Origin of the sequence: Methanolobus bombayensis, assembly GCF_017873415.1 — an archaeon.
GTDB lineage: Archaea > Halobacteriota > Methanosarcinia > Methanosarcinales > Methanosarcinaceae > Methanolobus > Methanolobus bombayensis.
Genome location: NZ_JAGGKD010000004.1, coordinates 91,938 through 113,047, shown reverse-complemented (window position 1 = coordinate 113,047; position 21,110 = coordinate 91,938). Strand labels below are relative to the sequence as shown.

The following is a 21,110-nucleotide window of genomic DNA, read 5'->3' as shown; positions in this document are numbered from 1 at the left end:
AAAAAAATGGAGGAATTACTCCCTCCTTCTAAGATAAATTGTTCCTATCAGTCCCAGAGCTGCAACGAATATTATCATGCCTACAGGACTCAGCAATGGAACCACAGGCTGGCAGTAATAATGGGCTACATCCTCATCTGTAACCTCACTACCCTCAAATTCTCCAGTGACAATTGCTGTGTTCTTGTGCTGTGGCAGACATTCTGTCACAGTGTTCTCAAGTTCATATGTCCAGACCTCTCCGGGATCAAGTATATCATCATTGTTGATGCTCTTTGAGATGATGCTCGATGCCGGAATAACGCCAAGCTTGTCATCATCAACAACAATATTCTCCAATGGGACATTACCTGTATTCTCAACTACAAAGGTCCAGGTGATACCGTCACCTACTGCCAGAAGAACTCCTGGTGCCTGGTCAGCATCGTTTCCATTGATATATTTCTCAATATCTATGTCGGGTCCGCAGTCAACATTGTAGTGGCTTGGATCACTGTCAGTTACAGGTATCGCTCCATAGTAGCCAACGACATCACCAATATTCGCATACTGACCACATTCTGCCGTTCCTGTTGCATCATAGGTCCATTCTTCACCAGGCAGCAACATGTCATCACCATTTCCTTTATCAACAATGTTAGTGATCGCACCAAGCTGGTCATCGTTAACTGTAACGTTTGTCAGCTGCACATTTCCTGTGTTGCGGACAACATACACCCAGGTGACATTATCTTCAAAGCCCAGTGTTGGTCCTGGAGCTACATCAGCATCAACACCATTTGTCGACTTCTCAATGTCAATGCGTGGTATGCAGACAACATTATAGTGACTTGGATCCTCATCGCTTACAGTGACGTCATTATAATCACCGGTCACTGTACCAATGTTTCCATAATCACCACATGAAGCACTGCCAGTCGCCTCATAGGTCCATATCTCTCCAACGGCAAGTATATTATCACCATCACCCTGATCGACAATGTTAGTGATCACACCAAGCTGGTTATCTGTTACACTGACATTGGTAAGATTCACGTTACCTGTATTGGCGACAACATAGGTCCACGTAACAACATCACCAGCATCCAGTTCAGGTCCGGGTGCTGTATCAGCATCCTCACCATTGGTCGCCTTCTCAATGTCAATGTCAGGACATTCACCGAAGTAGTGACTCAGGTCACTATCATTGACAGTTCCACCATCGTAATCTCCGGTAACATTACCCTCGTTTGCGTACTGACCACATTCAGCATCTCCTGTAGCCTCATAGGTCCATACTTCTCCGATAGCAAGAGTATCGTCACCATCACCCTGATCAACAATATTGCTGATAGATCCAAGCATATCATCACTCACCTGGATGTTAGTGAGATTGACATTACCTGTATTGGTGACAACATAGGTCCACGTAACAAGATCCCCTTCAGCAACTCCGGGTCCAGGTGCAGTATCAGCATCTTCTCCATTGGTTGCCTTCTCAATATCAATATCAGGACATTCACCGAAGTAGTGACTTGGGTCCTCATCAGTTACGGTAACATCATCATAGTCACCGGTAACATTACCAATGTTAGCATACTGGCCACATTCTGCGTCTCCTGTAGCTTCATAGGTCCAGGTCTCGGTAAGGTCAAGGATACCATCAACATTGGTATCACCGCTCTGATAGACAGGAACTGCATCCTGGTCATCAGTGACAACAACATTGCTAAGTGGGACATTACCTGTGTTAGTGACAACATAGGTCCACGTAACAAGATCCCCTTCAGCAACTCCGGGTCCTGGTGCTGTATCAGCATCTTCACCATTGGTTGCCTTCTCAATATCAATATCAGGACATTCACCGAAGTAGTGACTTGGGTCCTCATCAGTTACAGTGACTTCATTGTAATCACCGGTAACATTACCTTCATTTGTGTACTGACCACATTCAGCATCTCCTGTAGCCTCATAGGTCCAGATCTCACCAATTGAAAGGACAGCGTCACCATCACCCTGATCAACAATATTGCTGATGGATCCAAGCATATCGTCGGTTACCTGGATGTTAGTGAGATTGACATTACCTGTGTTAGTGACAACATAGGTCCACGTAACAAGATCCCCTTCAGCAACTCCAGGTCCGGGTGCAGTATCAGCATCTTCTCCATTGGTCGCCTTCTCAATATCAATGTCAGGACACTCACCGAAGTAGTGACTTGGATCAATGTCACTTACAGTGACTTCATTGTAATCTCCGGTAACATTACCTTCATTCTCGTACTGACCACATTCAGCATCTCCTGTAGCTTCATAGGTCCAGATCTCACCAATTGAAAGGACAGCGTCACCATCACCCTGATCAACGATATTGCTGATGGATCCAAGCATATCGTCGGTTACCTGGATGTTAGTGAGATTGACATTACCTGTATTGGTGACAACATAAGTCCAGGTTACAGTATCTCCTTCAGCAACTCCGGGTCCAGGTGCAGTATCAGCATCTTCACCATTGGTTGCCTTCTCAATATCAATATCAGGACATTCACCGAAGTAGTGACTTGGGTCCTCATCAGTTACGGTAACATCATCATAGTCACCGGTAACATTACCTTCATTCTCGTACTGACCACATTCAGCATCTCCTGTAGCTTCATAGGTCCAGATCTCGGTAAGGTCAAGGATACCATCAACATTGGTATCACCGCTCTGATAGACAGGAACTACACCCTGGTCATCACTGACAACAACATTGCTAAGTGGGACATTACCTGTGTTGGTGACAACATAGGTCCACGTAACAAGATCGCCTTCAGCAACCCCTGGTCCAGGTGCAGTATCAGCATCCTCGCCATTGGTTGCTTTCTCTATGTCGATGTCAGGACACTCACCGAAGTAGTGACTTGGGTCCTCATCAGTTACGGTAACATCATCATAGTCACCGGTAACATTACCAATGTTAGCATACTGGCCACATTCTGCGTCTCCTGTAGCTTCATAGGTCCAGGTCTCGGTAAGGTCAAGGATACCATCAACATTGGTATCACCGCTCTGATAGACAGGAACTGCATCCTGATCATCAGTGACAACAACATTGCTAAGTGGGACATTACCTGTGTTAGTGACAACATAGGTCCACGTAACAAGATCGCCTTCAGCAACCCCTGGTCCAGGTGCAGTATCAGCATCCTCACCATTGGTTGCCTTCTCTATGTCAATGTCAGGACATTCACCGAAGTAGTGACTTGGGTCCTCATCAGTTACGGTAACATCATCATAGTCACCGGTAACATTACCAATGTTAGCATACTGGCCACATTCTGCGTCTCCTGTAGCTTCATAGGTCCAGGTCTCGGTAAGGTCAAGGATACCATCAACATTGGTATCACCGCTCTGATAGACAGGAACTGCATCCTGGTCATCAGTGACAACAACATTGCTAAGTGGGACATTACCTGTATTGGTGACAACATAGGTCCAGGTTACAGTATCTCCTTCAGCAACTCCGGGTCCAGGTGCAGTATCAGCATCCTCACCATTGGTTGCTTTTTCAATGTCAATATCAGCACATTCACCGAAGTAGTGACTTGGGTCCTCATCAGTTACGGTAACATCATCATAGTCACCGGTAACATTACCAATGTTAGCATACTGGCCACATTCTGCATCTCCTGTAGCCTCATAGGTCCAGATCTCACCAATTGAAAGGACAGCGTCACCATCACCCTGATCAACGATATTGCTGATGGATCCAAGCATATCGTCGGTTACCTGGATGTTAGTGAGATTGACATTACCTGTGTTAGTGACAACATAAGTCCAGGTTACAGTATCTCCTTCAGCAACTCCAGGTCCGGGTGCTGTATCAGCATCTTCACCATTGGTTGCCTTCTCAATATCAATATCAGGACATTCACCGAAGTAGTGACTTGGATCAATGTCACTTACAGTGACTTCATTGTAATCTCCGGTAACATTACCTTCATTCTCGTACTGACCACATTCAGCATCTCCTGTAGCCTCATAGGTCCAGATCTCACCAATTGAAAGGACAGCGTCACCATCACCCTGATCAACAATATTGCTGATGGATCCAAGCATATCGTCGCTTACCTGGATGTTAGTGAGATTGACATTACCTGTATTGGTGACAACATAAGTCCAGGTTACAGTATCTCCTTCAGCAACTCCGGGTCCAGGTGCAGTATCAGCATCTTCACCATTGGTTGCCTTCTCAATATCAATATCAGGACATTCACCGAAGTAGTGACTTGGGTCCTCATCAGTTACAGTGACTTCATTGTAATCACCGGTAACATTACCTTCATTTGCGTACTGACCACATTCAGCATCTCCTGTAGCCTCATAGGTCCATACTTCTCCGACAGCAAGAGTATCGTCACCATCACCCTGATCAACAATATTGCTGATGGATCCAAGCATATCATCGCTAACCTGGATGTTAGTGAGATTGACATTACCTGTATTGGTGACAACATAAGTCCAGGTTACAGTATCTCCTTCAGCAACTCCGGGTCCAGGTGCAGTATCAGCATCTTCTCCATTGGTTGCTTTCTCTATGTCGATGTCAGGACACTCACCGAAGTAGTGACTTGGGTCCTCATCAGTTACGGTAACATCATCATAGTCACCGGTAACATTACCAATGTTAGCATACTGGCCACATGAAGCTGTACCTTCAACTTCATAGGTCCAGATCTCGGTAAGGTCAAGGATACCATCAACATTGGTATCACCGTTCTGATAGACAGGAACTACACCCTGGTCATCACTGACAACAACATTGCTAAGTGGGACATTACCTGTATTGGTGACAACATAGGTCCAGGTTACAGTATCTCCTTCAGCAACTCCGGGTCCAGGTGCAGTATCAGCATCTTCTCCATTGGTTGCTTTCTCTATGTCGATGTCAGGACACTCACCGAAGTAGTGACTTGGGTCTTCATCAGTTACGGTAACATCATCATAGTCACCGGTAACATTACCTTCATTCTCGTACTGACCACATTCAGCTTCGCCTGTTGCTTCATAGGTCCAGATCTCACCAATTGAAAGGACAGCGTCACCATCACCCTGATCAACAATATTGCTGATGGATCCTAGCATATCGTCGGTTACCTGGATGTTAGTGAGATTGACATTACCTGTGTTGGTGACAACATAAGTCCAGGTTACAGTATCCCCTTCAGCAACTCCGGGTCCAGGTGCAGTATCGGCATCTTCACCATTGGTTGCCTTCTCAATATCAATATCAGGACATTCACCGAAGTAGTGACTTGGATCAATGTCACTTACAGTGACTTCATTGTAATCTCCGGTAACATTACCTTCATTCTCGTACTGACCACATTCAGCATCTCCTGTAGCTTCATAGGTCCAGATCTCACCAATTGAAAGGACAGCGTCACCATCACCCTGATCAACAATATTGCTGATAGATCCAAGCATATCGTCGGTTACCTGGATGTTAGTGAGATTGACATTACCTGTGTTAGTGACAACATAGGTCCACGTAACAAGATCCCCTTCAGCAACTCCGGGTCCTGGTGCTGTATCAGCATCTTCTCCATTGGTCGCCTTCTCAATATCAATGTCAGGACACTCACCGAAGTAGTGACTTGGGTCTGTATCAAATACCGGAATGATATCAAAGAAACCTACTACTGTTGCATTGTTCTCATATTGACCGCATTCTGCGATTCCTTCTACTGCATAGATCCATGTCTCTTCAACAGCAAGTATATCATCCCCATCTCCATTACTGATCAGATTGGTAACGGCACCAAGTTTGTCATCAGTGACACTTATGTCCTGTAGTGGCACATTACCATTGTTTGTTACAACATAGGTCCATATCAGACTGTTGTTCTCTGGTATACCGGGGCCGGGAGCCGTGTCAGCATCTTCTCCATTGGTTGATTTCTCAATATCTATTGAAGGCTCCGGAATCTCAAAGAATACAGCTGCAATGTCCTCTCCTACAATGTCAAGATTTCCACCTGCACTTGCAGCAACACTGAAATTCTTACCTGGTGTCATGTCAAAATAACTGGAAAGATTATTTATTGATATCTCGTAAACACAATCACTGCAGTTTTCAGGCCCTCCGGCATTGCTATTAGCTGCAAAGATATCGTCCTCATTGAATCCCGTGATACCTGAAGTGCTTATTTCAAAGTCATTATCGGTAATTACGACCATTATCATTCTTTCTTCCTGGATCAAAATGATACTCCATTGTTCTCCAGGACCGATTCCGGTTATTGGTCTACCACTTACATTTCCAAGCACATCACCATTTGCCGTAAGTCCCACGATGTTTCCATCGCCGTCAAGATCTCCGGGCAGACCATATACTGTTGACATACCATACAGAGTATCATTGAGTATGTCATAATCGGCATATATGCCCTTTATATCATAACCACTTGGATAAGGTCCTTCTGTACTCAAGTTCTCATTGAAATTACTACCTGCATCTGCCGGAAGGTCCTCATCATACCAGCTTCCATTCTGGAATACTACCATTTTGTTCCCGAACGGGCCAGACGAATCATAATCACTGGCGTTAACCTGACCGAAATTCCAGTTCTCATCCCATTCTCCAGTACTTCTTACTCCATCGACTTCAATGGCCGCTACTGTTCCTGATAGCGAAATTATAATCAGTGCTATTACAAAAAGTATATTGTATTTTGTCATGTTTGCCCCACCCATTACATATAAAAGAGGTATTTCCAATCATGAATTATTTAGATTCATAGATATTTATTATAACAGCAAACATAAATCAGTAGGAATGTTATGTAACAAAGAATAGTATGAAAATTAAGTAGTATTTATCAGGAACATTTTACGATAATTATGATAAGAACCACTATTCTTAATAAAAAAAGCAATTTCAGCTTTGTTCTTTTTCCGGGTCGAATTCTCCGGACAATATCTTTTCGATTATACTAATCGATTCCTGACCTATCTTTGTTCTTTTACCTTTGTCAACCCTCTCCATATTATTGTAGTCAAAAATACTTTTGCATACACCGTGTTTTTCATCCAATGGATCATAGTCCTGAAGAAAAACTATACAACCTTCCATACCAATATCTTTCTGAACATACCTCAGTGCATATCCTACACCATAATGGCAACCTATGCCCGGGAGAAAATATTTGTAACCTTCACTTTTTTTCTTCTCCAGCCATGTAAAGAGGTTGGAATCACTGTCTATTATGAAGATTCTGTCCTTTGTAAAACCTCGATTTTTCAGAATCGTTACGATATCCCCCAGAGAACATGGGACATTGCATGTTTTATCATCCAGTTTCAGGCAATTTCTGTTCTTTCTCAGTTTCTCTTTGTCAGAAACAGGACAAATGTAATCACCATATGGTTTGGCACAATAAGGAATAAATGAAACACAACTATCAAGTTCATCATTAACTATCTTCTCCAAATCTACTGAAGAAGAGGAAATAGCTACATGAGAAGTTAACAAGCTTCTGTTAAACCTTTCAGAGCTCAATCTTCTCTCTATCAATATTTTGTTAACAGAGTATGGAATAAATGAGTATAACACCTCAAGTACTGCTATTTTCGTTGCTAACCCCCCTAAAACCTCACATTCATCAGGAACGAGAATATGTGTCCAAAATAACTATAGACATACAATGATTCTAAAAGCTTGGCGTTGCAACAAAATAATACACAATATCTCTTTTTTTCTGAAAATGAAAAAATATACAAATGAATCTACAAAATTGTAATATTTCCGTACCTAAAATATGAAAAATAAATAAAATACAGGATTTTCACGGACTGGATGGAATTTCTGTCAGACTTTGGGACTTATGAGCCAAATCATCCATGTTTTGATATTTTCCTTTTTGATATTTTCCTGAAAGGATCTGATCCATAAGAACGATGGTTTCTTGATGAATTTTTGTCCTTTTACCTTTATCAATACCTTCCATTCCAATGTAATCATTCATGCATTTGCAGACACCATTCTCTTTGTCTTCAGAACAGAAATCATCTACAAAAGCGATACAACCTTTATAGCCAAGTTTTTTCCCGACATAGTCTATTGCATAGGATACACCATATTTGCAGCCTGTTCCCGGCATAAAATACTCATATCCTTCCTCTCTTTTTTGTTTTAACCATGGGAATAGATTTGAATCTCGATCAATTATGAATATCTGATTCTTTGTAAAACCATGTTTAATGAGAACATCAACCATTTCACCAAGGGAACATGGTACATCACATCTTCCACCAGACACCTTGATACATTTCTGATTCTTTCTCTTATCAGTCTTATCAGATACCGGACACTCGTGTTCGCCCATAGGCTTTGCACAATAAGGTAAAAAGGCTACACATTTATCCACCTCTTCTTTCACAACTTTATTTAGATCAAAAGAAGGAGGATAAAGTGCCAGATGATTATCTGTTAAAAACTCATCCTGACTTTTAAATTTGCATTTCCAGCGCACAATTTTTTGATGAATTGAGTAAGGCAACAATCCATATATTAGTTCACGGGTCAACATGTTTTTCCTCCATTAACTTGTTGGGTTAATAATTCCTTGCAGTTGTTCGGAAACTAATTGAACCCAATTAGTCTGTTTTTTCAAGTCTATGGATAGTTTGGTCATTTGTATAAATATCATGACTTGAATATAGACATTTATGACCATAGAACTTGCTATATTATAAATAACATGTACATGCCAATAAAAAATTAAGACTGATACTGTACAAATAGTCTGCATTTTATGTACAAGTGTTTTTGGAAAATATGTCTGGGTCTTTAAATATTTTAACAAAATAATTTACAAACAATTGCTGAAATTAAAGACCCAATTCCTTTGCAATCTCCTGAAACTCTTTTCCTTTTTCAGTTGTAACATACAGGTTTCCTTTACGCTCGATCATACCTTTTTCTTCTAACATTTCAAGATACCTGTTAACCATGTCAAAGTTCAGGTTTGCACTGTAAACTATATGTGTTTTTTTTGCCCCCTCCAATGCCGCTTTTAATATTTCTACGCTAATGGCAGTTCTGCTTCTTCTAATATAACCACATCCATTAGTTACAGTCTTTCATTCCCGGCCGCAGGTATCATTACCTATATGAATAAAAGTTGGAAGAAGCTATTATCTTTCCAACATCAGATCCAAATTACTTCCTGGACCTGTATCCATAAGAAACAGCAGCAATTCCTATAAGAGCAAAGCCAACTATTGCAATAATACCACTAGTACTGGAAGCAGTTTCTGATTCTGGAATCTTTTCCTCTTCTACTTCAGCAGCATTTTCTTCTGTTGTGCTCTCAAGTATTGTTTCCTCTGTTTCGGCTGACACAGATTCCGATACACCACTGGTTTCCACTTCAGTAGTTTCAGTTGTCTCAGTAGAAGTACTAAAGCCTCCTCCGCCACCAGAAGTTACTTTTTCTTCATCTTCTTCTACAGGCGTTTCAACAGGCGTTTCCTGTACAGAGCTTGTTGCACTTATATCCAGGGATACTACTTCGCTATCGTCATAACTGTTAAAATCCAATGTTTTGGTTTCCACCCCGTTAACATAGACTGTTACCACATCATAATCTGAAGATACTCCCAGTCTGTTGGCACGTTCATCACCAATAAGACCTTCATTAGTAACAGTTGTCTGTCCCACAACATTGCCATCAACAACTAATGCAACCTCTGTACCTACAGGAGCTGGTTCCCCATCTATCATAAGGGTACCTTCCAGAACCGTAGGTGGTGCATTAGCTGCAGCAGGAACTACTAAGAATGCCAATGTTATTATCATAATCTGTAAGAATAATGCACTATATTTTTTACCACTTATCATACGTCCCACCTTCAATAAATCAAAATGCAGTGAGTAGATTCTCACTGCAAATTTCATGTTTCCTTAGCAACTTAGGCCAATACACACTCCTCGGTTACGAACACGAAGTATCCTTCGTACACGTCCATCATGAAGACATCTGTACCTACCTGGTTACCATTGATCACACCTTCAAATCCATTGAAGCCTACAAAGGCATACTCCTCTGCAGAACTTACCCATGGTCCTTTCACCTTGACATAGGAATCGTCAATGGTTGAGAGGGCAATCTCAGCAGGGAGGTCAACATTGGATGTGTGACCTATAGCGTTCCATCCTGGATGAAGAACCAGAGATGGTGGCGTTGATGGTACCATTGGTGTCAGATATTCCTCTACTATGACAAGTTCTTCACTCATGTTGTTGTGTACCCAGTATGCCTTCAAAGGTTCGAAGTCTGTTGGTACTACCATGGATCCGTTGTCGTCATAGAATACGCTGTCTACCTGTGTGTCGCTGAATTCCTGCAGCACATAGTCGATGCTTGAATTCTCAAGGGTCTCAGGGAACGAGATCAGGTTCCAACCTGGCATCAGAATGATTCCTTCAGGGTTGTAAACCTCTACACATACGATATAGAACGCAGTGTCCCTACCATCGTCAAGTATTGCCTTTATCAGATACTGTCCGTCAGGCACAGTAGTTGTGTCAAGAGCAGCTGTCCATCCGTCTGATCCATCATTGTCTGTGCCGAATACGGCCCAGGTTTCTCCAACATCATCGTCATCACAGTTACCGTTGATATCTGCGAATACTTCAAATGTTGCGGACATGATATCATCCTGGCTGGAGTTGTCTATAACTTCAACTATTTGTGTCTTTGAAACAACATCACCATCTGAATGGGAAATTATCTCTGGTACCGGGACTACATTTGGCAGTATTTCAACTGTACCATCTGTAACCACGACTCCGGCAATAGCTGCATTGGTCCCATCCTTGAGAACTACATTGTTCAGGTCAAGGTCGTAGATTCCTCCGGTTGCACCGGCCTTCACTTCGAACTCAATGGTTAACATTGTGCCAGCGATTGGTGCATAGGTTCCGCCCGTTGCAGCAACACCATATGTGATAGTGCCTGCTCCGTCGTCACCGCTGCCAGGTGCTACAAGAGCCCCTGCTCCAAGGAGGTTCTCATTGGTTATGCTGTTGACCATAAACATCGTTGGATCATAGTCAAGCTGAATGTTCACAGCACGCAGATCCTCAGCAGCGGAATCAACATCCACCTCTACCTGGAATGTGTCACCAATATCTACGGGGCCAGTTGCTGCCGGAGAGATCATTACCTCTGGCATTGCGACCGGACCGTTAGCTACCTGGACAGTACCATCAGTTACCACGACTCCGGCAATAGCTGCATTGGTTTCGTCCTTGAGAACTACAGTGTTCAGGTCAAGATCGTAGGTTCCATCTGCTGCCCCTGCCTTCACTTCAAACACAATGCTTAACATTGTGCCATCAGCTGGTGCGTAGGTTCCAGTGGTTGAGGCAACACCATAAGTAATGGTGCCTGCTCCGTCGTCACCACTTCCAGGGGCCTCAAGTGCTCCTGGAATGAGGTTTTCATTGGCTATGCTATTCACCATGAGCACTGCAGGGTCATAATCCAGCTGCAAGTTCACAGCACGCAGGTCTTCATCAGCGGAATCAACCTCTACCTCTATCAGGAATGTGTCACCAGGACCTACCGGGCCACTTGCTGCTGGAGAGATCATCACTTCAGGGTCATCAACTACTGGCGGTGCAATATCATCACCAACCTTCAATTCCCCATCTGTGATCGCAACTCCGGCAATAGCCGTATTGGTCTCGTCCTTGAGAACCACTGAATCCAGGTCAAGGTCATAGGTGCCGTTGGCAGCACCGGCCTTAACTTCGAAATCAATGGTCAACATTGTTCCGGCTACTGGTGTATAGTTACCATTACCAGCAGTGGATGCAATACCACATTCTATAGTGCCTGCTCCGTCGTCACCACAAGATATGGTGAGCGTGTCGGTTCCAAACAGTGCTTCATTGGTTACTCCATTAACCACAAGCACTGCGGGGTCATAGCCCAGCTGCAAGTTCACAGCACGCAGGTTCTCTGCATCTGAATTAACATCTACAGTAACCTGGAACGTATCACCTGCATCGTACTCGTTCATTTGCGGATCTACTGACACCGAAGGTGCAGCCGCTGCAAGTCCTACGCCTACCATGAAACATGCACAAAATATTAAAAGGATGGCAGCAGATCCTGCCATTCCCTTCCATGTTATTTTTGTCATGATTTCACCTCACTCATTCAGGCTTAAGACTGATAAACTCCTGCGAACTCTACGAAGTCATCGAAGTCTACGTCGTTGTCGTCATCGAAGTCGAAGATTGCATCGTAGTTTGCATCACCTTCTACAGAATTATATGCTTCTGCGAATTCTACGAAGTCGTCGAAGTTGACAATCTCATTACCGTCGTAGTCACCCTTCATTTCATCTGCTGGTGGTTCAACAACAGGTGCACCGCCATTCATGTACAGGCCTGTACCATCCGTTGGATCATATGTGAACATCATCCTTGGATAGACTGGTGGGATCTCGACGTTCTCACAAAGCACTGTGTTAGGTGCTGTGAATGAACTGGTCAGGAGATAGTCACCGCTTCCGCCTGCATTTGGTACATCCGGATAGACAAACTCCTTGTAGAAGTCTGGCATGGTGTAGATGTGCAGCCACTTCCAGGTCTCAGTTGTATCACATTCTCTTAGGAGTTCAAGCAGGTTGGTGTGGAACCTTGGCTCATAGTCCTTACCTGTGAAGTAGATCTCTGTTGGTGGTACATCGAACATACGTTCTGCAATTGTGTCATATGCCTCATTGATGTACATGTCGTGATACCAGAGCAGGTCATCGGTTTCACTGGAATCCCACCACTGTCCGTAGTAGCAGGTTGTGCTCTCATCCGGTACACTGTGTGGCACATCAATGTCGTCGATCATTATGTGATCCCTGTTGAATGGTGGGAGCACTGGTATGATCTCATTGTTGTCTACCATTTCCTTGGTAACAGACAGGTCGTTCAGCTTGACATCCTGGTGTTCTGGTATTGGGTTCCTGATGGTAATGTACTTGACACTATTCTCTTCAGGACCATATATCATTGGAACAGCATATTCTGCACCATCAACGAAGAATGATTCTCCTGTGTGGAGCAGACGTCCTACACGGATCAGTACCTTGTCACTCTGTACACTGGTACCAAGAATCTGCATTGCCCATGGCTCATAGAAGTCTGGCAGGTTCATGCTTACAGTGTGGCGTCCTGCGCTGAGTACACCCTGTTCGACATTGACTGAATGCAGTCCACCGATCTGTTCAGGACCTGGGTATGTTGGGTTCTGTTCATTGTTACCGTTGTAGAATACCTTTACAGCAACTCTGTCGATCTGACCCTCACCATCGTAGTAGATATCCTCGATCTCGACAATGTGGTCAAGGAACTGGATCCTCTCACCTACTCCAAGAGCGAACAGCTCTGAACCAAGTGCTACATCCTTTCTGTCGTCATCGTTGAAGTCATAGACTGCCATGAGGTAGGTCATGTCGTCAACACCATCATAGTTCATGTCGAAGCAGTCAAGACCGACCTGGTTAGCATCATTATCTGCAACAGGGAACCAGAAGTATGTCCAGAATGACTCTTCCTGCTTTGTGACATCCCATGGGTTGTCAGGGTTACCGGCTGGTGTTGCCATACCGTGTGTTGGCTGATAATGCTTGTCAATGAACATGTAGGTGTACTCGTTCACTACATCTTCCCAGATGTACTTGTTAGGCTCATCAAGCCATACACGACCTGTTGGTTCATCATATTCAGGTACGAACCACTGTCTGAAGAATACCTTCTCATGTGAGTCCTTGTTGTCCACTACTATTCCTGCCTTTATCTTAGCTGGATTGAGTGTTACAAAGTCCTTGAGAGGTGCTTCTGCGCTCAATGGATCAAATGGTGCTTCAGGATCTGTGTATGGGAATGCAGCATCCATGTTGCCTTCACCATAGACTCTGAGTCCGTTGGTTTCAGCGTCTATCTCGTTAACATAGATATCTTCTGCTCCTGTCTCCTGGTCATATGAGAACATAATTCTCTGTGGCCATTCGAAGTTGTTAGGATCACAGATGTAGTCTGCACACTTCATGGAGTTCTCTGCTACAAAGGAGCTTGTGAACAGGAAGTCACCTGTACCATCATCTACGTCAGGAAGTTCTGGATAGACGAAGTCTTTGTAGAATTCAGGCATTGTCCTTATGTGGAGCCACTTCCATCCTTCATCGTCTTCTATGTTACTGAGCTCTGCACCTTCATCGAGTATCTCGAGAAGGTCTGTGTGGAATCTTGGCTCATTTGTCTTGTCGACGAAGTAGATGAGTAATGGATCAACATTGTATATCTTACGTTCTTCTATGGTATCATAGTCTGAACCTATGCAATCATCCTCATACCATTCTCCGTCAGGTGCAGCCATGTTAAGGCTTGAACCTACATATCCTGTGTATTCACAGCAGGTTTCAGAGTGTGGAATGTTGATGTCATCTATCATTGTGTGTACCTTGTTGTATGGTGGCAGCAATGGGAGATATTCTTCATTGTCGACCATTTCCTTGGTTACTGACAGATCGTTCAGCTTGACATCCTGGTGTTCTGGTACTGGGTTCCTGATGGTAATGTACTTGACACTGTCATCTTCTGGACCGTAGATCATGGCAACATCATATTCTGCACCATCTACGAAGAAAGTCTCTCTGGTGTAGAGCTGACGTCCAACGGTAAGAAGAACCTTGTCGGAACTAACACTGGTAGCATCGATCTCGAGATACCATGGTTCATAGAACTGTGGATTGTTCATTGATACTGTGTGACGACCGGCGCTTAGTATACCCTGTTCAACATTGACTGAATGAAGGCCACCAATCTGTTCAGGACCTGGGTATGTTGGGTTCTGTTCATTGTTACCGTTGTAGTATATCTTTACAGCAACTCTGTCAACTTCACCATTTCCATCGAAATAGACTCCTTCTACTTCTACGATGTGGTCAAGGAACTGCACACTGTCACCGACATTTACTGCCATCATTTCAGAGCTGATCTTTATGTCCTTGTAACCATCATGGTTAAAGTCCCCAACCCGCTTAAGAACGACCATATCGTCTTCACCGTCATAATTCATATCATAACCGTCAAGACCGATCTGTTCATCGTCATTGTCTGCAACAGGGAACCAGAATGTTGTCCAGTAGGACCTTGTTGGGCTCTTTGCAGTTGCAGCTCTTGGCTGGTAGTGCTTGTCAACGAACATGTATGTATAATCTGTAACAACATCTTCCCAGACGTACTCGTTATGGTTTGGAACCCACTCGCACTCCCAATTTGATGGTGGATGTCTGAAGATCTCAGCATTTTCCTCACTAACTACTTCTACAGAATCGTTAATGATGCAGTTGAAATCATCAAGCCATACCATACCAGTTGGTTCAACGTACTCAGGTACAAACCACTGTCTGGCAAAGACCTTTTGCTTGGAATCGATATTGTTCACAACAATAGCCTCTTCCATTAAGGCCGGGTTAAATGTTACAAAATCTTTCTCTGGCGCTTCTACATTCATTGGATCGAACGGTGCTTCAGGATCCTCATAAGGGAACGCTGCAGAAAGATTTGCTTCACCGTACATCCGCAATGTACTTGCATTATCTTCAGCACTTGCAGTGGTTGCTATTGAAAAAATTGCAATCATAGCAATAGCAATCACTAAAAGCTTATGCTGGAACTTCACTTTCATTATTGATATCCTCCTTTCTTAAGCCGTACCGACTCTTCGAATCTTCGATATCAGAGAACAAGACTCCGTCTCCAATGGTTCAATGATATCCAAGTGAAGTTGCCTTGGATAATCCCACCGACAACCCCAAATGTTGATATGAGGTTAGATATTATAAACCGATAAGAAATAGATATTCAGAAGACTGTTTACAAAGATTGTTTCGTAATATTGTTTCGTAATATTGTTTCATAATATTATCACATTATGGTTAGTCTCAAAATGTATTAAATATTTAATACTTACAGTAAAAACAAAGCATGAACTTGCAGTTCAAAAATCAAAAATGCTTATTCTCCAGTTGGTTCCTGCAAGGGAGCAAGAACAATATCATAGGTAAAAATAAGCCATAAAAGGAATGGGAATGCTATTCTGCCAATAGCATACATATAGAGTAATTGGTCCTGGTAAGATATGAAAAGTATCTGCAAGAAGACAATTAATAAATTAAAGAAAATTGTCAATATAAGACCTATCAACAGAATCTTTGCGGTTTTCCCCTTTTCAAGTTTTGTAGCAAGTACAAGAGCTGCAAAAGGAATGAAGTTCAAAGGCAGATAGAACAAAAAGAAATTCTCAAAGTCCACTACAACAACTGAAGCGGCAAAATACCTTCCACCAAATGGCACCCATAAAAGGAATAAAATAGTAAGATAAAGAAAAAACCTTTTCAGAAAAGGTATCATTCTTATCGTGTTCATAAATTATTCCTTCTTTTGTTAAAATTCAATATTTGCGTTTCCCGGAAAAGACTGCAAAATATACCAAAGAAATTGATAGAATACTTATAAGGAAGCCAAAACCTGGTGCCTGCTGCGATTCACTTTCTGAGCTGACAGGATCATAATCTATAATTTCATCCTCTGTCGAGGCCAGCACATCTTCCGCAACATCCGGACTGGCGACCTTAAAGACCACAGGAACATTACTTAGTCCTACTTTAATAGCCTCCGTATTTACGATATCATAAACTTCAGCTATCAATGACTTTCTATCTATATCTGCTTCCTCATTGATCTTAACTTCGAAATAGCCGTAAGTTGAGAGACCTGTGCCCAACAGGGTGCCATTTTGCAAATATTCATCTATAGAATCGCTCATATTGAGAGATATTGAATATGAATCCTGATAGTACCATTGCCAGCATTCTTTTTCATTATTGATTATAGGAACCTCTCCGGCAATAGCTATTATTTCCGGGTCATACAGAGAACTTTCATTGTCCATCAGACTCTCAAGTTTTATATCATTCATTGTTTGAGCATCTTGAAGCAAGTATTGCAACCTTGTGCTTACTTCGGGAACAGTACCTTGACCGAACTCTGTCGGAACATTGCTGACATTCATTTCCCTTGCATTTTGACGGACTATTTCATAGACCTCATCGAACTCTGCTCCTTCGACCATCAATGGCTCATAAAATACGATCACAAGATAACCGCCTGAATTAGCACCTACAGATATGATCTTTCCTTTTGAGAATAAATATCCCTTATCGCCAAGTTCATTTTTCACGTTGTTCTCAAGTATTAAAAGATTGTTATCCCACTCTTCTTCATTTGGTACAATTCCTCTTGATACCAGCTTATGATAGTCATCCGGATGGGAACCGAAGATATACTCGTACGAAAATTGCTGTCCCGTCTCAATACCGCTTCCCATTGTACTTGTAGAAACCGAGGAACTGTCACTTGATTTGCTTTCTACAGGACTTCCGAAATCTATGACTTCCGGAGGGGACACTGCACCATCTGCAACCTCGCCGATAATTACGGAACTTCCTGTGGCAGTTCCTTGAATTTCATCATTATTCCTATCCTTAAGCTTGACATTCTCAAAATTGAGATGGTAAACATCATCCTCTATAGTATTTTTCACCTGAAATTCGATAGATATAAATGTTCCACTCCCTGGAGCATAAGAATTTTCATCTGTTAGTGTTGCAAATCCATAGATTATAGTTCCATCCCCATTATCTCCACTTTCCGGTTCAATAAGTGAACCATCCACAATAAGGTCCTCCTCTGTTATACTCAGTACTTCCAGTACCGCAGGATTATAATCTATCATAACACTTAGTGCCCTTAGCTCATCGATACCTGAATTTACATTAACATCAACGTTAAAGGTTTCACCCGGTGAAACCGTACTTGATTCCGGAGAAATTAACACTGATGCTGCTGCCGATGCATTTACTGTAGCCGCCACTAGAACCAATAGCGCCAGAGCTGAATACTTAAAATAATTATTGATACTCCTCATTACGTAACCCCCAGTTACAGTTTTTTTAGGCACCATGGCCTAGTTGTTCAGTAATTATTATTCGATTTTACCTTTGAGAATATATAAGTTCCGATTTAATTACAATAATTGAAAATATAATAATAATAATGGACAAAAATGAATGGTAGTGAGACATAACTAATCTTTAAGACTAGTTATATCTCAACTTTTGGGTGGTACGTTGGGGTACGTTGGTGGTATTTCTTAATAAGGCACGCTTTTAAGTCTATAAAAGACTGGAAACAACATAGTATCCAGATACTAGTTTTGTGTTTACAGGAAATAAATGGTGAAGAAACTATATTTTGTAATATTATTAAGTAGGAAAGCACAGTAATAACCCTATTTTAACAGTTTTCGCTCCCTTGATAGTAAGAATGCTTCTTTTTAAAAACAAATAAACTACTACTATTGCACTCATTTGTTTTAAGAATAAACTCGTATGTTCTTTATTTTCTGATCTAAACCAAAAACACTTCATTATTTCTGACGGTTAAAATTGAATTATAATTTGTCTTTGTGCGGAAATAAAACAAAACAAAAAAATACTAACAGAAAATAATCTTAGAAGAAAATTGAGATAAAAGAATCAGGTAGAAATCATATACCTGCCTTTTATCTCTTCTTCTCTTTGCTTGCTTGTTGGTGGTACTTGATAGTATAGTGGTACTAAGGATTATGTCCCCTAAAAGTTGGGGATGACGGAGACAAATTATGACCACCATATCTTCCATGGTTTTCAAATCTAATAAAGTTTAAAGAAACTATTATGAGGAAGAATGTTTAGTACATATTGTAAGTAAAAATTGCACATTTAAAGTAAAATAGAAATCGATTTCAAAACAAAAAAGTTGGTTTTTTTAAATCAAAACTTATTCTTGGGACTTTAAACGCCGTCTGGCAATTATTTCCGAAAACATAGTATATGCAAATATAATAACTCCCAGCCATACAAGAGAATCTCCTATGCTTTCTTTACCCAAATACGTTAAAGAGAGACCTATAATGAGAATAAGTATATTTACTTTAAGTAATCCCCTATTCCTTTTACGGATAGCAATATTCTTTTGCCTATTCTGAATTTGATTTCGCTTTTCGTTATTCATATGATCACCGGACCTTAATTATCATATCTGCGGCTTTTCGCACCCTGTTAAATACTGCCATACCTATTCCTGCAGAATTGAAAGAACCATCCACTATTATAGTATCAACATTCTTGGAATCAAGATTACGAAGGCCAAAAAATAGATATTTAGCAGCATGTTCCGGTTTTTCTCTTGGACCAATTGAGAATGAATTGAATCCTAGAAAAAAAGGGGCAGATTCTTCCGTTAGCATCAATCCGACTCTGGCATCTCTCATATTAAGGTCAGCAAGAAGTTCCTTTATCTTTCTGACAACTGCTGAATGTTCACCTTCCACAAGAATTACACCCGCCTGTGGGGAATAATGAGTATATTTCATTCCAGGGGAGCGTACAATTTCACTTTCCGGATGGACTTTATCATCATAAGCAATCCTAACTTCACCTATGTATTCCTCAAGTTCCTCTTTGATTATCTTTCCAGGTCTCAGGATTGCAGGTATATCAGATGTTAAATCAATAACAGTTGATTCAAGACCTATTATCACTTCCCCTGCATCAACAACAGCATCTATTTTACCGGAAAGATCCTCAATAACATGATCTGCTGATGTAGGACTTGGTTTTCCGGAAAGGTTTGCACTCGGTGCAGCAAGAGGAATTCCCGATCTTTTGATAAGCTCAATTGCAATCTTATTCTCTGGAATTCTAATTGCAACCGTGTCAAGTCCACCTGTGGTTACATCAGGAACTATTTCACTTCTTTCCATTATAATCGTAAGGGGACCAGGCCAGAACTCATCCATCAGAATTGATGCTTTTTCCGGAATTTCACGAACAAGTGACCTGCAGTCATCCCTGGAAGCAACATGGACTATAAGCGGATTATCGGCAGGTCTTCCTTTAGCTTCAAATATCTTCAGCACAGCTTTTTCATCCAGAGCATTAGCTCCGAGCCCATATACGGTCTCTGTGGGAAAAGCAACGGTTCCACCTTGTGACAGTATTTTTGATGCTTCATCCAGAGGTTCAGATTCAGTTTTTTCACTTATATAGAAGATCTTTGTTTGTTTCATCGTGTATCAGCAATTCTGTGGATAATTTAAAAAGCAATTCATAAATCATCTGTACAACAGAATGAATCCTATTGACCCAGAATGCTCATAAGTTTTTTGTTCAACTGTAGGATAATTAACTATAAAATGATAAAGACATTTATGCCACTCACATACAGATTTTATCCTTTTCAGGCATTAATTGATTTTGTATCTGATACAGAAGGGAATACTTATATATGATTATTTCATCTACACAGTTTGTGAGCGGGTCTGTTTTTAACCCCACTCCCACACTAACCCCCACTCCCCAACCCGCTCACAGATAATAATGGGAGTTTATTTTACACTGTTATAGCTTCCCTGAGATGATGCTTTTCGTATATACAGATGAAGGTTATTGTTGAAAGTTTGAAATCTAGATAGCATTTCGTATTTGATTATCAAACATAAACTCTTGAAACTTTTGAAAAAGAAGAAATGATCTAGAGTAAAATAAATGTAGAAAAGAGAAGCAGTGCAGAATTGATTCAACTGCTCCTTCATTATTGAATTTAGTCTTCTTCTGGTGGGGGGCAGGCTGCATTGCATGCCTTTCCATACTCATCGATCACTGATTCTCTGCAAAGACCAACACCGTGCCTGTGAGCTGCACGGCTTATCATGTGAGCTGCAACCGGAGATGTGATCAGGATGAAAAGTGCCACCGTAATTGCCTTTACGCCCATGGGGGAAAAGCCAACTTTGAGCAGGATACTAAGCATGACACTAAATGCACCAAGTGTCCCGATTTTCGTAGTCGTGTGCAGCCTGTTGTAAACATCAGGAAGTCTTGCAAGTCCGAGCATGGCAAGGAAAACGAAGAATAGTCCTAAAATCAGAACTGCGTTGCTCAGTATTTCAAGAGCCATTGATATGGTA

At 41.8% G+C, this 21,110-nt stretch carries 12 protein-coding genes; all 12 read right to left on the bottom strand.

The window, feature by feature from the left end; translation table 11 throughout:
- Positions 1 to 15: 15 nt before the first annotated feature.
- Entirely contained in the window at positions 16 to 6,702 is a 6,687-nt protein-coding gene (locus J2746_RS06175; protein WP_209617837.1) for a DUF11 domain-containing protein, read from the bottom strand.
- Between the two features lie 199 nt (positions 6,703 to 6,901).
- Positions 6,902 to 7,522: a hypothetical protein gene (locus tag J2746_RS06170; protein WP_245250018.1), complete on the bottom strand. Its 621-nt coding sequence runs from the start codon at positions 7,520 to 7,522 to the stop codon at positions 6,902 to 6,904.
- 286 nt (positions 7,523 to 7,808) lie between these two features.
- Positions 7,809 to 8,552 carry a hypothetical protein gene (locus tag J2746_RS06165; RefSeq protein ID WP_209617834.1) on the bottom strand — a complete coding sequence of 248 codons (744 nt, stop codon included), beginning with the start codon at positions 8,550 to 8,552 and terminating at the stop codon, positions 7,809 to 7,811.
- 301 nt (positions 8,553 to 8,853) lie between these two features.
- Positions 8,854 to 9,078: an Sso10a family chromatin protein gene (gene sso10a, locus J2746_RS06160; RefSeq protein ID WP_209618356.1), complete on the bottom strand. Its 225-nt coding sequence runs from the start codon at positions 9,076 to 9,078 to the stop codon at positions 8,854 to 8,856.
- Positions 9,079 to 9,184: 106 nt separating this feature from the next.
- The gene (locus J2746_RS06155) at positions 9,185 to 9,865 is read right to left on the bottom strand and encodes a hypothetical protein (RefSeq protein ID WP_209617832.1); all 681 of its coding nucleotides are present in this window, start codon (positions 9,863 to 9,865) and stop codon (positions 9,185 to 9,187) included.
- A gap of 71 nt (positions 9,866 to 9,936) precedes the next feature.
- Complete coding sequence (locus J2746_RS06150) at positions 9,937 to 12,177, bottom strand: cohesin domain-containing protein (RefSeq protein WP_209617828.1); 2,241 nt, start codon at positions 12,175 to 12,177, stop codon at positions 9,937 to 9,939.
- A 23-nt stretch (positions 12,178 to 12,200) separates the two neighbouring features.
- Entirely contained in the window at positions 12,201 to 15,725 is a 3,525-nt protein-coding gene (locus tag J2746_RS06145) for a hypothetical protein (RefSeq protein ID WP_209617825.1), read from the bottom strand.
- A gap of 329 nt (positions 15,726 to 16,054) precedes the next feature.
- The gene (locus tag J2746_RS06140) at positions 16,055 to 16,465 is read right to left on the bottom strand and encodes a hypothetical protein (protein ID WP_209617823.1); all 411 of its coding nucleotides are present in this window, start codon (positions 16,463 to 16,465) and stop codon (positions 16,055 to 16,057) included.
- A 25-nt stretch (positions 16,466 to 16,490) separates the two neighbouring features.
- Positions 16,491 to 18,026 carry a cohesin domain-containing protein gene (locus tag J2746_RS06135; RefSeq protein ID WP_209617820.1) on the bottom strand — a complete coding sequence of 512 codons (1,536 nt, stop codon included), beginning with the start codon at positions 18,024 to 18,026 and terminating at the stop codon, positions 16,491 to 16,493.
- A gap of 893 nt (positions 18,027 to 18,919) precedes the next feature.
- Complete coding sequence (locus J2746_RS06130; protein WP_209617817.1) at positions 18,920 to 19,153, bottom strand: hypothetical protein; 234 nt, start codon at positions 19,151 to 19,153, stop codon at positions 18,920 to 18,922.
- Between the two features lie 4 nt (positions 19,154 to 19,157).
- Entirely contained in the window at positions 19,158 to 20,210 is a 1,053-nt protein-coding gene (locus J2746_RS06125; protein WP_209617814.1) for an L-threonylcarbamoyladenylate synthase, read from the bottom strand.
- 533 nt (positions 20,211 to 20,743) lie between these two features.
- Positions 20,744 to 21,100, bottom strand: a complete 357-nt coding sequence (gene mnhG / locus J2746_RS06120; protein ID WP_209618354.1) for a monovalent cation/H(+) antiporter subunit G — start codon at positions 21,098 to 21,100, stop codon at positions 20,744 to 20,746.
- Positions 21,101 to 21,110: the final 10 nt, after the last annotated feature.

Bases quoted from the DNA above. Each gene is read 5' to 3' on its own strand.
- J2746_RS06175 (WP_209617837.1), bottom strand. From the start codon at position 6,702: ATGACAAAATACAATATACTTTTTGTAATAGCACTGATTATAATTTCG.
- J2746_RS06165 (WP_209617834.1), bottom strand. From the start codon at position 8,552: ATGTTGACCCGTGAACTAATATATGGATTGTTGCCTTACTCAATTCAT.
- J2746_RS06155 (WP_209617832.1), bottom strand. From the start codon at position 9,865: ATGATAAGTGGTAAAAAATATAGTGCATTATTCTTACAGATTATGATA.
- J2746_RS06150 (WP_209617828.1), bottom strand. From the start codon at position 12,177: ATGACAAAAATAACATGGAAGGGAATGGCAGGATCTGCTGCCATCCTT.
- J2746_RS06145 (WP_209617825.1), bottom strand. From the start codon at position 15,725: ATGAAAGTGAAGTTCCAGCATAAGCTTTTAGTGATTGCTATTGCTATG.
- J2746_RS06140 (WP_209617823.1), bottom strand. From the start codon at position 16,465: ATGAACACGATAAGAATGATACCTTTTCTGAAAAGGTTTTTTCTTTAT.
- J2746_RS06135 (WP_209617820.1), bottom strand. From the start codon at position 18,026: ATGAGGAGTATCAATAATTATTTTAAGTATTCAGCTCTGGCGCTATTG.
- J2746_RS06130 (WP_209617817.1), bottom strand. From the start codon at position 19,153: ATGAATAACGAAAAGCGAAATCAAATTCAGAATAGGCAAAAGAATATT.
- J2746_RS06125 (WP_209617814.1), bottom strand. From the start codon at position 20,210: ATGAAACAAACAAAGATCTTCTATATAAGTGAAAAAACTGAATCTGAA.
- mnhG (WP_209618354.1), bottom strand. From the start codon at position 21,100: ATGGCTCTTGAAATACTGAGCAACGCAGTTCTGATTTTAGGACTATTC.